Annotated in this window: 15 protein-coding genes; 9 read left to right on the top strand and 6 right to left on the bottom strand. The window is 58.9% G+C overall.

All coding sequences use genetic code 11. The annotated features are described in order from the left end of the window. The first annotated feature begins 44 nt into the window (after positions 1-44). The 3 genes from F506_RS19180 (at position 45) to F506_RS19170 (ending at position 3,559) form a co-directional block, all read left to right on the top strand. Positions 45-1,367, top strand: a complete 1,323-nt coding sequence (locus tag F506_RS19180) for a sensor histidine kinase (protein ID WP_083458058.1) — start codon at positions 45-47, stop codon at positions 1,365-1,367. Between the two features lie 29 nt (positions 1,368-1,396). Next, positions 1,397-2,416 (top strand): alcohol dehydrogenase catalytic domain-containing protein, encoded by a 1,020-nt coding sequence (locus F506_RS19175; protein ID WP_053200075.1) that lies wholly within the window; start codon positions 1,397-1,399, stop codon positions 2,414-2,416. Between the two features lie 276 nt (positions 2,417-2,692). After that, the gene (locus F506_RS19170; RefSeq protein WP_053201796.1) at positions 2,693-3,559 is read left to right on the top strand and encodes an SDR family oxidoreductase; all 867 of its coding nucleotides are present in this window, start codon (positions 2,693-2,695) and stop codon (positions 3,557-3,559) included. Positions 3,560-3,707: 148 nt separating this feature from the next. Here the strand turns inward: F506_RS19170 and F506_RS23515 are convergent, their stop codons facing one another. After that, positions 3,708-3,884, bottom strand: coding sequence for a hypothetical protein (locus F506_RS23515; protein ID WP_167552709.1), 177 nt, complete (start codon positions 3,882-3,884; stop codon positions 3,708-3,710). Between the two features lie 277 nt (positions 3,885-4,161). Between F506_RS23515 and F506_RS19165 the strand changes: the two genes are divergently transcribed. Beyond that, positions 4,162-4,653: a DUF421 domain-containing protein gene (locus F506_RS19165; RefSeq protein WP_053201795.1), complete on the top strand. Its 492-nt coding sequence runs from the start codon at positions 4,162-4,164 to the stop codon at positions 4,651-4,653. A 129-nt stretch (positions 4,654-4,782) separates the two neighbouring features. On the opposite strand, the gene F506_RS19160 is transcribed toward F506_RS19165, so the two are convergent. Next, positions 4,783-5,757, bottom strand: coding sequence for an MBL fold metallo-hydrolase (locus F506_RS19160; protein ID WP_053200073.1), 975 nt, complete (start codon positions 5,755-5,757; stop codon positions 4,783-4,785). Between the two features lie 255 nt (positions 5,758-6,012). Here F506_RS19160 and F506_RS19155 point away from each other — a divergent pair, with 255 nt between their 5' ends. Beyond that, positions 6,013-6,921, top strand: coding sequence for a LysR family transcriptional regulator (locus tag F506_RS19155; RefSeq protein WP_053200071.1), 909 nt, complete (start codon positions 6,013-6,015; stop codon positions 6,919-6,921). A 92-nt stretch (positions 6,922-7,013) separates the two neighbouring features. Here F506_RS19155 and F506_RS23435 read toward each other — a convergent pair whose 3' ends face one another. After that, positions 7,014-7,184: a hypothetical protein gene (locus tag F506_RS23435; RefSeq protein WP_158443140.1), complete on the bottom strand. Its 171-nt coding sequence runs from the start codon at positions 7,182-7,184 to the stop codon at positions 7,014-7,016. 91 nt (positions 7,185-7,275) lie between these two features. Here F506_RS23435 and F506_RS19145 point away from each other — a divergent pair, with 91 nt between their 5' ends. The 3 genes from F506_RS19145 (at position 7,276) to F506_RS19135 (ending at position 10,178) form a co-directional block, all read left to right on the top strand. Continuing rightward, positions 7,276-8,058 (top strand): SDR family NAD(P)-dependent oxidoreductase, encoded by a 783-nt coding sequence (locus tag F506_RS19145; RefSeq protein ID WP_053200067.1) that lies wholly within the window; start codon positions 7,276-7,278, stop codon positions 8,056-8,058. Between the two features lie 435 nt (positions 8,059-8,493). Further along, complete coding sequence (locus F506_RS19140; RefSeq protein ID WP_053200065.1) at positions 8,494-9,249, top strand: SDR family oxidoreductase; 756 nt, start codon at positions 8,494-8,496, stop codon at positions 9,247-9,249. Further along, positions 9,246-10,178 carry a sigma-70 family RNA polymerase sigma factor gene (locus tag F506_RS19135; protein ID WP_053200062.1) on the top strand — a complete coding sequence of 311 codons (933 nt, stop codon included), beginning with the start codon at positions 9,246-9,248 and terminating at the stop codon, positions 10,176-10,178. The genes F506_RS19140 and F506_RS19135 overlap by 4 nt, the downstream gene beginning before the upstream one ends. A 39-nt stretch (positions 10,179-10,217) precedes the next feature. Here the strand turns inward: F506_RS19135 and F506_RS19130 are convergent, their stop codons facing one another. From F506_RS19130 to F506_RS19120, 3 genes are read right to left on the bottom strand one after another with little or no spacing between them, the layout of a single operon-like run. Next, complete coding sequence (locus F506_RS19130) at positions 10,218-10,631, bottom strand: GFA family protein (RefSeq protein ID WP_053200059.1); 414 nt, start codon at positions 10,629-10,631, stop codon at positions 10,218-10,220. A 39-nt stretch (positions 10,632-10,670) separates the two neighbouring features. After that, complete coding sequence (locus F506_RS19125) at positions 10,671-11,135, bottom strand: SRPBCC family protein (RefSeq protein ID WP_053200058.1); 465 nt, start codon at positions 11,133-11,135, stop codon at positions 10,671-10,673. Next, positions 11,132-11,458, bottom strand: a complete 327-nt coding sequence (locus F506_RS19120) for an ArsR/SmtB family transcription factor (protein WP_144424109.1) — start codon at positions 11,456-11,458, stop codon at positions 11,132-11,134. Before F506_RS19120 ends, F506_RS19125 begins: the two co-directional genes overlap by 4 nt. Before the next feature lie 304 nt (positions 11,459-11,762). Here F506_RS19120 and F506_RS19115 point away from each other — a divergent pair, with 304 nt between their 5' ends. Then, a complete protein-coding gene (locus tag F506_RS19115; protein ID WP_083458056.1) occupies positions 11,763-13,385 on the top strand; it encodes a methyl-accepting chemotaxis protein in 1,623 nt (540 codons plus the stop codon). The last annotated feature ends 177 nt before the right edge of the window (positions 13,386-13,562 follow it).

The raw sequence follows: 13,562 nt of genomic DNA, 5'->3' as shown, positions 1-13,562 counted from the left end.
GCCATGAGCCGCGCACCCGCACTTCGCCGGAAGGACGCCGCCGCATGAGAAAGATGCTCGACCTGCTGTCGCTCAAGCTGCTGCGCCGGATCGAGATCCGCTATCGGCTGATCAATTCCTTCCTGCTGGTGTCAATGCTGCCGCTGGTGATCGCCGGCATCGTGGCGTATCGCGAATCGAGCAGCGCCTCGCAGGAAAAGGTGCGCATCTTCGCCGCCGAACTGGTCAAGCAAGTAGCGCAGAACATGCTCCAGCAAATCGAGAAGATCGAATCCTCGAGCGAAGAACTGGCGATGTCGGAGCGCATGCAGAATGCGCTCGCCGGCTACTACAGCAAGAACCCTGCCGAGCGCGCCGCCGGGCATGGCGAGATCATCCGCCTGCTGCTGGAAAATTACGGCTCCTTCGAATACGTCAATCAGAAATACGTGCTCGACCGCCGCCACCGCATCATGGATCCGCAGGTGTTCGCCCAGCTCGGCGACGGCGTCGCGCGCTTCGCCGAAGATGCTCCCGACATGAAGGGCCGTCCCTACTGGGACGTCTACAGCACTGCCGCCGGGCAGAACAGCGTGGTGATGCTGCGCGACATCCTGTTCAAAAGCAACAACCGCGTCGCCGGCACGCTGTTCGTCGGCTTGCGCCCGCTGCACTTCTCGCGCATCTTCGAATCGGTCAACCTCGGATACGGTTCGCGCATGCTGGTGATCGATGCCCGCGACGGCCATGTCATCGTGAGCGCCAATGCTGCCGACGGCAATGCGCCGGAGTCAGGCCTGGTCGTCGCCGTTGCCCGCAACGTGGCAGAGGGCCGCGACAATTTCGTGTCTTACCGTGACGGCGACAACAAGCAGCAGCTCGCCGCTTTCGCGCCGGTGCCGCACACCAACTGGATGGTGGTCAACATCACGCCGCTCAATGCGCTCAACACCGAAGTGCGTTCGATCCGCAACAAGATCATCGCCATCGGCGTGCTGTGCTTCATCCTGGCGCTGGTGCTGTCGTTCATCATCGCGCGCAGCATCTCGCTGCCTCTCAAGCAGTTGGTCGGCGTGATGAAAGCGACCCGCACCGGCAATTACCTGATCCGAATGGACTACGAAGGCCGGGATGAAATCGCGGTGCTGTCGCAGCGCTTCAACGAGATGGCCAGCAAGGTCCATCAGCACAACGAGCGTCTGGAAGAACTGGTGGCCGAACGCACGCGTGAACTGGAACAGGCCAACCATCAGCTGGAAGCGCTGAGCGCCACCGACAGCCTGACCGGCATCGCCAGCGAATGGTCGGTGCAGTTCCCCGGTTACCTTGCCGGCGCCGTCGAGGCGGCACGGACCGGCGTGCAAGCCTTGCCGCAAGAGATTTTCTGACGTCTTTCCACTGATCGGAGCAAAACAGCATGAGCACCACCTATCGCGCCATGAGCGTCATCCGTCCCGGCGTCCTCGAAATAACCGAGAAGAACGTGCCCGTCCCCGGCGCCAACGAAGTCCTCATCGCCGTGGAAGCCTGCGGCATATGCGGTGCTGACATCGGCGACATCGAAGGAACCGGCGTGCAGCCCGGGCGGGTTCCCGGACACGAAGTAGTGGGACGCATCGCGGCCCTCGGTCACGGCGTATCGCCGCGTTGGAAACTCGGGCAGCGCGTCGGCGCGGGCAGGTTGGGCGGCCATTGCAACGAATGCGACCAATGCCGTCAGGGCCGTTTCCAGTTATGCCGCAATCAGGACTTTATGGGGGCCACGCGCGATGGCGGCTATGCCGAGATGATGCTGGTCAAGGACACCGGCCTGGTTTCCGTTCCTGACGACTTGCAGGCAGAGGAAGCCGCTCCCATTCTTTGCGCGGGCATCGCCACTTTCAATGCGCTAAAAAAATCCGGGGCGCAGGCCGGAGATACGATGGCAGTCCTGGGTATCGGCGGGCTCGGCCATATGGCGCTTCAATATGCACGGCACATGGGTTTCAGGGTTGTCGCCGTCGGTCGCGGCGCTGATATCGCCGAAGAAGCCCTGGCGCTCGGTGCGCACATCTACATCGATACCGATGCCGAAGATGCCGCATCAAGGCTCATCGGCCTGGGCGGCGCCCAAGCCATTATCAGTACACTCAGCGGCACAGAGGCTCTCGCCAAGTTGCTTCAAGGTCTTGCCCCTCAGGGACGGGTCATCCTGCTCGGCGCCGGCCGTGATCCCCTTCCTGTCTCTACCGGCCACCTGGTGGGTGGCCAGCGCAGCATTCTCGGCTCCCTCACCGGCACTCCGTACGAAAGCGAGAAAACCCTGGACTTCAGCGTGATGGCCGGCATAAGGCCGCGCATTCAAACCTTGCCCTTGGCGCAAGCTAACGAGGCGTACGGAAAAATGAAATCCGGGGACGTCAAATTTCGCATGGTCTTGACCATGCGACATGCGTGATTCGCCGGGGCGCCATCTGAAAATATATCGATGCGCTTATCAGGCGGTTCTTGCGATTTGCACAAGGAAACTCCACGGCCGATAGGTGGACTTGCTGCCGAAGCGACAATTTCCGGAAGACCGCTTGAGCTGCTTCAGGATGCAGTCCGGAACAGGTCGCAGATTTATTCCGGAATTATGAGAGATCGTCTGACGGCAGCATCCGTCATCGGCTGCTTTATTCTTGCCGTCGTTTGTTCCAGCATGGACACCTTGACTGTCAACAGGAGACTCGCCATGCCGACATCCGATAACCAGACCAGCATGCCGCCACAGCATCAGAATCACCAGCCCGGCGATGAATATTTAATGCAGCCTCATCCCCAAAGCTCCCCGAAGCTGCTGGCCCCTGGAACCCGGCTGAGCCAAAAGGTGGCGCTCATCACCGGCGGGGACAGCGGCATCGGCCGAGCAGTGGCAATCGCTTTCGCAAAAGAGGGAGCGACGGTAGTTGTTGTTTATCTTGACGAGCATGAGGATGCGGTCGAGACCCAGCGCTTGGTGCGCGAGGCAGGGAGCGAGTGCTGGCTCGTCTCCGGCGACGTGGGGTCTGAAAAATTCTGCAAGGAAGCCGTGCAGGCGGCTATCGACAAATGCGGCAGGCTGGATATTCTTGTCAATAACGCCGCCCAACAATTCCCTTCCAGCGACATCGAAAAGATCACGGAAGAACAGCTCGAAAAAACCTTTCGCACCAACATCTTCTCGATGTTCCATATGGTCAAGGCTGCGCTGCCTTATCTGGTTTCAGGAGCACGCATCATCAACACGGCCTCCGTGACGGCTTACCGTGGCAGCGGACATCTGCTCGACTATTCGGCTACCAAGGGGGCGATCGTGGCTTTCACACGTTCGTTGGCGCAACAACTCGTCAAGCATGAGATCCACGTCAACGCGGTGGCGCCGGGCCCCGTCTGGACGCCGTTGATTCCCGCAAGTTTCTCCGCAGAGGAAGTTGCGAAGTTCGGTACCAATGTTCCGATGGGGCGTCCCGGCCAACCTTACGAAATTGCGCCTTCATACGTGTTTCTCGCAACCGATGGTGCAGACTACATGACAGGGCAGGTTCTGCATCCCAACGGCGGTGAAATCATCAATGGATGAGTGTCTTTCTTGCGCTCGACGGTATCCGTTGCTGTAGTGAACGGGCCTGCGGAAGGAGGCCTTGCTGCGTACGATAATCCGAATATCTGCAATCATCTCAAGGCCGCGTCTCCGAAGAGACGCGGTTTCCCTTTACGCACGAAGAACGCTATTTGGTGTTCTTGTGACTTTGTTGGCCGGCCTTCACATGCTGATCATGGCTGCCGCCACGTGCGCCCGCGGATTGCGATTGATTCGACGAACCGGAGTTCGCATTCTTGTGACTCTGCTCACCGGCCTTGACATGCTGCTCATGGCTACCGCCACGGGTATTTTGAGTTGACATGGTAAGTTCTCCAGAAAAATTGCCGCACCTGAATTGACGCAGCAGTGAAGAAGTGTAGAGAGCTCCTTGCGTCTTGCTTAGCAGAAGATATCCATTTCAAGGGTAAGGAAGAACTGTCAGTCCTGTCGGCGGCCTTTACGCCGTCGTTCGTTGGCGAGGTTACAAGCGAGCGATGTATTTGTCCTACATGAAGGGATGAGATTGACTGCTAGTCGAGAGGGATTTTGCCACCCACAATATCCGCTTACCGATGGTTTTCATGCACGTGGAGGATAGGATGAACATCGACTGGTCAGCACTCTTTCAATTCAGTGTTCCCATCGAAGAAATCGTGGTGCGCGGAACATTGATGTATGCATTCCTGTTCATCCTCTTTCGCCTGCTGTTGAGACGAGATGTCGGAAACGTGGGCATCAGCGATTTTCTGTTGGTAGTCATCATCGCGGATGCATCGCAAAATGGCATGAGCGGAGATGCCAATAGCGTCCCGGATGCGATGCTGTTGGTGCTCACTTTGACGTTCTGGAATTACGCCATCGACTTCGCCAGCTATTATTCCAAACCACTGCAGCGCCTCCTTGAACCCCGGCCACTGACGTTGATCAGAAACGGAAAAGTCTTGCGCCGGAACATGCGCAAGGAGTTTGTAACGATGGCGGAGATCGAGTCGAAACTGCGAGAAAACGGCGTAACGGATATTTCCCACGTGCGGGAAATGATCATGGAAAGCGACGGGGAAATCAGTGTCATCCGAAAGGATCAGAAATGACGGGTTTCACGAATATCGCCATTACTATTGCCAATACCGGGGTAGCCGGACCCGACGACACCCCCGCCGGCACCAGGGCCGGGACGGCATATTTCACCGGGGGTCACCGTCGGGTGGAGCCACTCCGCTTCAGTTCTGTTTCACGCCGCTAAAGGGATAGGGGACGAATTGATATCCGGTGCGTGTACGCAGAAGATGGCCGAGCCCTGGGAACGGCTGGTGAGCAGCGGCGACAATGGCCCGATCCGCGGCGGCTTCGGCAAAGATCTTCGCTCTGGCCTTGGCGGCCATTGGAGAATCGGTGTCGAAGACAATCGTGACCTGCGGCTGTGCGAACTGGATCGCGCCGACGTGCATGACGTCTCCCCACACCAGCATGCGCTGCCCCTCCGACTCCACTTTGTAGACCGTGTGGCCGAGGGTGTGTCCGGCTGCTGAAATGGCATGGATGCCGGGTGTCAGCTCAACGTTGCCGTCGAAGGGCTTGAGGCGTCCCGCCTCTTTGTAGGGCTTGAGCGCGGCCTCGGCGAACGGGAAGAACGAACGATGTCCTTCCGGCGCCTTTTTGGCCTGTTCGCTGTCCGTCCAATAGGAAAGTTCGCGCCGGTCAAGGCGAATGACGGCATTGGGAAATGCCTCGCCGGATGGCGTGAGCAGCCCGCCGACATGGTCCGGGTGGAGATGGGTGAGGTATATCTCGTCGACTTGTTCGGGGCGGTAACCGGAGGCCGTCAGGTTCTTCAACAGCTGCCCGAGGCTTGGCCCAAAGACGCCGCTGGGGCCGGTGCCGCTATCGATCAGGATAAGCTTGTCGCCGGTGTTGATCAGAAAGCCGTTCACCGAAGCGGGGACCACAGGTCCCTGGAACGTCGCATCCAGCGCCTTTCTTATTTTCTGGGGAGTCGTGTTGGTCAGCAGCTTGCCCGGTTCCAGATCAATGGTCCCGTCATGCAGGGCGGTGATCTCGAACTGGCCCAGCATCAGCCGATAGAAGCCGGGTGCCTGAAATTTCTGCATGGGCGCTGCGGCCCAGCATGCTCCCGCGAGCATGGCGGCGGCCATGAACGAAGCGCCGCGTAACGCAATTTTTGTTGTCAGATTCATTTTTATCTCTTGAGTAAAGGGAAGGCCGGTCAGGCGCGCCGGGGTTTGAATGACACCGTGGGCGGTGACCGTGGGATGAGTTTAAACGGAATAGTTTTCTCCATTGGCGAATATCAAGAAGCATATTGGATAGTTATTTGATCCAATTGTTGACTGGCCGTACAATCGCCGACAGAGCGCGGGTCGCCCGGGCGCAAGTCCAGATCATATCCGAACGCCTGGCCACAATTCACATGCCTTCGTCGCAGAGAAACCATGTCTGAAGACAAGCTCAACGGAATTTCCACTTTTTTGACGGTAGTCGAGGCCGGCAGTTTTGCTGCTGCGGCAATCCGGATCAATGTCACCCGCTCGGCGGTGGCCAAATCGATCGCAAAGCTGGAAGCGCGCCTCGGTGTTCGGTTATTCCACCGAACTACCCGGCAACAGACGCTGACCGACGAGGGTGGGCGCTACTATGAACATTGCAGCCGGTTGATGGCGAATCTGCGGGATATGGAATCGGCGCTGCACGACGGCCGGCAAGGATTGGAAGGCCGTATTCGCGTCAGCGCGCCCCTCCTTTTCGGGCGCCGCTGCGTGGCGCCGGTACTGCGGTCGCTGATGCGCGCGCATCCCCGGCTTGAGCTCGAGGCAGAATTTTCAGACATGATTGTCGACGTGCTGGCCGACGGCTTCGACCTGGCGATCCGAATCGGATCCATCGCGGATTCAACCAGCCTGGTTGCGCGCAAGATCGGAAGACAACAAATGGCAATCTTCGCCTCGCCCGCTTATCTGGCGGCAAATGGCCGGCCATCGAGTGTGGCCGACTTGAGGCAACACACGGGCATTCTCTACGGACGCACGCCCCAGGCGCGCATCTGGCGTGTTCGCGATGTGGACGGCTCCAGCCAGGAAGTGCTTCTGCATGGCCGCGAGCGCTACGACGATCTCCAGGTCGTCGCCGATTCCGCCGTCCAGGGCGGTGGATTGGCCTGGTTGCCGCGCTGGCTGGGTGCGCCCCACGTGGCTGCCGGAGAACTGGAACTCGTCATGGACATGGACCGGGTGCTGTCGGTCGACATCCACGCGGTGTGGCCGCAGAATAAATATCTGCCGCTGAGGACGCGGACGTTGATTGACGCCCTGACGGCTGAGGTTCCCATCCTCATGGGGGAATAGCCTGATGCCGTCGGGATTTCTTTGCGGTGCCGACGACCGATCATTTGCCTCCATAAAATCCGGCTGAACGAAACACCCTCGCCGGGCTACGCTCAGCTTTCTTCGTCTCCGCCCATCGGCGGTTGATTCTGCCCTTCCTTCATCCCGCCGCCCAGATGACGCGCTTCGATGTCCTGCGCACCGATTCTTCCGGCGCGTGCGTGGCTCCTTTTGCCGCGCCCAAACGTCTTGGCTACACATGCATGGCAGACGTGCTTCATCAAGTCTCTCGTGTATTGCCGGCAAACGCCGGCTCTCGCCATGTCAGGCCCCTGCGGCAACGACGTTTCCATCGTATGAAGAAAGGAAGTAATTGTGCAGCTTAAAGACAAGTATGTAATCGTTTATGGTGCAGCGGGAGCGGTGGGAAGCGCCGTCGCCCGCGCCTTCTCCCGGGCAGGGGCCACAGTGTTCCTGACGGGCCGGAATCTTGCCGGCGTCCAGGCCGTCGCAACGGGCATCGGCGGCAAGGCGGAGGCGGCCGTGGTCGATGCGCTCGACGAGCAATCCATCGAAGCGCATTTGAAATCGGTGATCGACAGGGTCGGAAGAGTCGACGTCTCCTTCAACGCTGTCGGCATCCGCAATACAACGCTGCAGGGTGTCGCCTTGAGCAATCTCGATATCGAGCAGTTCTCGCTGCCGATCGCCACCTACACCAGGTCCTATTTCTTGACGTCGCGGGTCGCCGCCAGGCAGATGATCCGGCAAAAATCAGGCGTCATCATGACCGTGACATCGACTCCGTCACGGATAGGCATCCCGTTGATGGGCGGCGTGGGGCCGGCGATGAGCGCGGTGGAGTCCCTGACCCGTGGCCTGTCCGCGGAGCTCGCGCCTCACGGCATTCGCGTAATCGGTCTTCGCCCTCATGGCATGCCGGAATCGGACACGATCAAGGAAGTGTTTGGGCTGCATGCCAACGCGTGGGGAATATCGAGGGAACAATTCGAGGAACTGATTGCGGGGCGTACCCACACGCGCCGGCTTTCCTCGCTCACGGAAATGGCCGACATGGCGGTCTTTGCCGCCTCCGACCAGGCAAGCGGGCTGACCGGGACGATCTTCAATCTGAGCCTGGGAAGCCTGGACGACTGAGTTCGGCGCATGCGTCTGCGGCTGCCTGAACAAGCTGCGTGCGGGCGTTGCGCACCTTATGTCGGTTGCGCAACGCCCGGCAAGCCATGGCGCCGGTCATCGCCGCATCACGTCAACCGGTCCATATCCTGAAAAGAACACATCATGAACAAACGCAAGCTCTCGCTGAAGAAAACGACGGAACATCGCAGCTACACCACCGGCTTCGTGGTGAGCCGATTCAGAAGGGGGCGCGGGCAACCCGATGCGAGCGACGCTTGACGGTCATGTTCCAAGTACACTTTGGAAAATTCGCCTCGAATGCCGGGATCCCGGATAACCGGTTCGGTATGTCAGACGGTGGAGTGGAGCAGGGTGTCGGGTCAGGTCTTGCAGATTGGCTCTTTTTTCAAGGCTCATTCGTCTTAGCGATACCTGGACAACGGAGTGCAAATCATGAATCTCAACAGCAAGAATGTCGTCGTCACCGGAGGAAGCCGCGGCCTTGGGCTCGGGCTGGTCGAAGCTCTGGTGGCGCAGGGCGCCAAGGTGACGGTCGTCGCGCGCGGCGCCGATGCACTTGAATCCGTGCGAACCCGCCTGGGTGTCGCCACGATCCCGGCCGACGTAACGGACGAAACGGCTGCCCATCGCATCCTTGGGGAGGTCCGGCCGGATATTCTCGTTCTCAATGCCGGCGCGCAACCCCGGATGGCGCGCTTGGATCAGGTGAGCTGGGCCGACTTCACGGTGGCCTGGGATACCGACGTCAAGGCCGGGCTCTATTGGCTGCAAGCGGCGCTCAACCTGCCACTCAAGCCCGGAAGCCGTGTCCTCACGGTGTCGAGCGGCGCGGCTGTGAACGGTTCGCCGCTATCAGGAGGCTATGCCGGTGCCAAGCGCATGCTCTGGACCATGGCCAGGTACGCCAACGGCGTCTCTGAAAAAAAGAACCTGGGAATCGGCTTCCAGGCGATCGTGCCGCAGCAGATGGTTCTCGGCACGGGAGTCGGAGATGCGGGAGCCAATGCTTATGCGCATGTCGCAGGCATTACGCCGGAAGAATTCGTCGTTCGCTTCGGCGCTCCGATGCCACCCCGCCAGTTTGGCGACATGGTCGTTTCCCTGCTGGAAGATCCGCAATTCGCCGATGCCGTCGCGTTCGGAATCAAAGGTGCGGGGATCTCGGTACTGGAAGGAGCCGCAGCGTGAGCGCCGGGCCGCCCGCCGGCAACGACGAGCGCAGAGCGGAGATCCTTGCCGTGGCCGGCGCGTTGCGGCCGGAGTTGCACCGCTATTGCGCGCGCCTCATGGGATCGGTCTTTGATGGAGAAGATGTAGTGCAGGACACGCTGATCCGGGCCTTGGAAGCATTGCCGGAATTGGATGAGGCGACGCCGCTGCGGCCGTGGCTGTTTCGGATTGCCCATAACCGCGCTCTCGACCTGTTGCGCAGCCGGGCAGTGCGCAAGGCCGAGCCAATCGCAGCGGCTTCGGACGTCGTCGATGCGGCCAACCCTGACCCCGTGGAGATGCTGATGCGCCAGGAAGCTGTTAACACCGCAGTATCTCGCTTTGCGGAACTGCCTCTTGTTCAGCGCAGCGTAGTCATCCTGAAGGATGTGCTCGACGAATCGCTGGTGGAGATCGCCGTTCTTCTCAATCTCACGGTCGACGCCGTGAAAGGCCACCTGGCGCGGGGACGTGCGCGCCTCCGGGAAATCAATGCACTAGCCGGCCAGCTTCCGGCCCTGGCTCCTGGCCCGGCGTCCGATGCGGTCGCGCGCTATGTGACACTCTTCAACCAGCGCAACTGGGACGGCCTGCGGACCCTCCTGGCCGACGACGTCAAGCTCAACCAGTCGACGTATCCGCTTCGAGTCGGCGCAGCCGACGTCGGTTTGTTCTTCACCATTTATGCCAAGATTGACGGCGTTTGGCTCGTCCCTGCGTGGCTGGAGGGGCGGGAGGTGATCGCGGTGTTCGAAGACCGTAACAATCCACGGCCCAGCTATGTCATGTGGCTCGAATGGCAGAATGGAAGAATCAGTTTCATTCGTGACTATCGCTATTCCCGCTATGTCGCTGCCGATGCGGAGCTGACGCTGGCGCCGCAGGCTGCATCGTCAGGCCAAGAGTAAATACAGCGCTTTGTCCTCAAGCGCTCCAGGCGCGTTCAATCATCCGGGCGGCATCTTGTCGAAGGCAGGCAGGGCCGGATCGAGGTAATCCCATGCCTGAGCGCGCATGCGATAGGTCACGGCCTGCGGCTTGTACCGGCCCGGATCGTCGAGGCTTGCCGCATGCACGGTAAAGATCTGCGGCATGGCCGAAAACCGCAGGTAGACCGGTGAACCGCAGCGCGGGCAGAATGCCCGCGTCTTCACATTGCCGCTATCGGCGACCATGTCCCATTGCGTTGCGTCGCCGCTGAGTTTCACGCCGTCGGCAGCGAATGTCAGATAGGAACCATGTCCGGTGCCGCTCTTGCGCTGGCAGTCACGGCACTGGCAATGGTTCATGAAAAACGGTTCGCCCGGGATTTCGTATCGAATCGCGCCGCAAGCGCAGCCGCCGGTGTAGGTCTCGCTCATCTGTCTCTCCTGTGTTGAAGTGCCGTTCGCCGGTGTTTTTCAGTGCGGCACGTCGGTAAAGTTGCCCAGGCTGGGTACGACCTTGCGCCAGCCTTCGCGCATGTTTTGGAATGCGGTGTCGTTGGTGGGAGTGACAAAGCCTGAGTGCACCAGCCGCAATCGGGTACCCTCCGGAACTTCGGTCAGTGTGAACGTGACGATCGTATCCAGTCGCGAACCATATCCCTTGTTGCTCTCATGGCCACCCTTCCAGGCATAGACGAAGCGCTCGTTGGGTACGACCTCCAGCACTTCGCAATGGATGGTGCCGTCCCACTCGCCGGCCGGCTTGGTTTGATAGGTGAAGCGCGTTCCCTTCACGGGAGCGAAGCCCTGCGGTTCCATGAGCCAGCGGGCCATCAATGCTTCCGAGGTAAGGGTCTTCCAGATCGTCTCGGGTGCATGAGGAAAGACTTCATCCACCACGATTTCCTGTGTGGGCAATTTCAAGGCGCTGTCATTCATGGATCAATTTCCTTCAAGAGGGTTCTGAGATCGGCAAAGCGCTTGCTCCAGAACACGCCGTAGTGGCTCATCCAATCGGCAAGCGGCGCCAGGCCTTTGGGTTCGGCGCGATAGAACACGTTGCGTCCCTGTGCGCGATCGGCGACCAGGCCTGCGCGCTTGAGGGAGCCCAGATGCTGTGAGATGGCGGACTGGGTGACGCCGCTGCCCTCGGTCAGCTCAGCCACGCTGATTTCGTGCGCATGCACGATCCGTTCAAAAACGGCGCGCCGCGTGGGATCGGCGAGGGTGCGCATGACGGTGTCGAGAGAAGTGGTTTGCATGATGGTGTTTATATTAGTAATTGCTAATGTATAAGTCAATGCTAATTTGTTGAGTCTCGCCAAATCTCTTCGGTCGCGTGCTTCATTTGAAATAGCTCGTGTTTAGTTTCCGGGCGGTACGACATTCTGCTTGCCGGCTTAGGGTTAACCCTGATATCGGCAAACATGTTTCTTCGCCAGAATGACCCTAATAGCAAGCGACTTCGCTTAGAATTATTAAAAAGATAATGTTTAGTGGAGATGATCGAACGTTCTGAATAAAGTATTTCTTTGAAAAAATAACTCGCATTTCCTTGGGGGAACTATGTCGTCATTTCGAAACATGAAAATCGGTACCAAATTGTCGTTGGGCTTCGCAGCACTGCTCGTGCTGACCATTATCCTGGCGGGGATTTCGCTCTACAGCATCATGTCTTTAACCCGCTCCATCAAGTCGGCAGACATTGTGCAAGAGCAAAAATTGTCGCCGCTGTATGTCGCCCGGGAGGCGTTGGACCAGACCGGTCTTGCCGCCCGCAATGCCTATGTCTTCCGCAATGACGCCGACGCACAAAAAGAGCTCAAAATCGTTGATGAGCAAAAACGTATATACATGGACACATTGAAGACCCTGGAGCCCGTGTTTCCCGACAACAAGGACTTTGAAAAGGCGAGGGCGGGATTGCTGCAAATGGCGGAAGAGCTCAAGCGCCCGCGTAACTACCGGGAAGCAGGGAAGATGGAGGAGTTTCGGGATTTCCTTGTCAACGAATGCAGCCCTTTACGGAGGCAGATCGTTCTGGACATCAACAAAGTCATTGCCCAAGTCGAGGCAGAAAATGTGCAAGCTCATGACTTGACCGAGCAAATGGCGAAGCAAGCGGTCACCCTGGTGGCGGTATTGACGCTCGTCGTCGCAGTTGTTTCAGGAATAGTCGGCGTCCTCATAACCCGAGGTTTGCTGAAGCAATTGGGCGGCGAGCCTGCCTATGCAGCCGATATCGCCCGCAAGATTGCCGCAGGTGATTTGTCATGCGATGTGCAAACCAAGCCTGGCGATGATGCGAGTCTCCTGTTCGCCATCAAGAGCATGCGGGATAGCCTTTCTTCCATCGTGTCGCAAGTGAGGGAAGGCACGCAGACGATAGAACAAGCCTCTTCTGAAATTGCTTCGGGAAATCTCGATCTTTCTGCAAGAACCGAGCAGCAAGCCGGCTCATTGGAAGAAACCGCCTCGGCAATGGAGCAGATCACGTCTACCGTCAAGCAGAACGCCGATAACGCAAGGCAAGCGAATCAACTGGCGGTGTCGGCGTCCGATGTGGCTATCCAGGGTGGTGAAGTGGTAGGCCAGGTCGTCACAACGATGGCAGGGATTAATGACTCGTCGCGCAAGATCGTCGACATCATCAGTGTCATCGACGGCATCGCGTTTCAGACCAATATCCTCGCGTTGAATGCCGCAGTCGAAGCTGCGCGGGCCGGTGAACAGGGACGCGGCTTCGCCGTGGTTGCCTCCGAAGTGCGCAGCCTGGCTCAGCGCAGTGCCGCCGCAGCGAAAGAGATCACCGTCCTGATCAACGATTCGGTGTCCAAGGTCGAACGCGGCAGCCAATTGGTCGAGCAGGCCGGCCAGACGATGGTGGAGGTTGTCACAAGCGTCAAACGGGTGACAGACGTTGTTGCTGAAATTTCCAACGCAAGCCAGGAGCAGAGCAACGGCATCGTCCAGGTAAATCTTGCAATCACCCAGATGGACGAAGCCACTCAGCAAAACTCCGCGCTGGTGGAAGAGGCGGCAGCGGCTGCAAACGCGATGATGGAACAGGCCGCATCGCTGGCCGGGATCGTCTCCACCTTCAAGTTGCGTGACGGCTCCGCGGTACTGACATCCGGAGACGCAGGCAGAAGGATGCCGCAGGCAGTGGCGCGGCTGCAGATGGTTTAGAGACCGAAAGCCCGCTTGCGGGCTTTCGTCTTTGCAGACGTTTTCTCCTGTCCGGTCCGGACACTTCGATCCCTGCAGGGATCGCACCTGCGAGCAACCGTCCTGGAGAAAACCAATCTTCCCAACAGTTTGCGGCTTCAGCCTCCACAATCAGTCCTATTCGGTTTATCGTATAGA

This window comes from Herbaspirillum hiltneri N3, assembly GCF_001267925.1.
GTDB classification, from domain to species: Bacteria; Pseudomonadota; Gammaproteobacteria; order Burkholderiales; family Burkholderiaceae_D; genus Herbaspirillum; species Herbaspirillum hiltneri.
The sequence above is the reverse complement of the archived record's forward strand: the minus strand, read 5'-3'. Positions and strand labels throughout refer to the sequence as shown.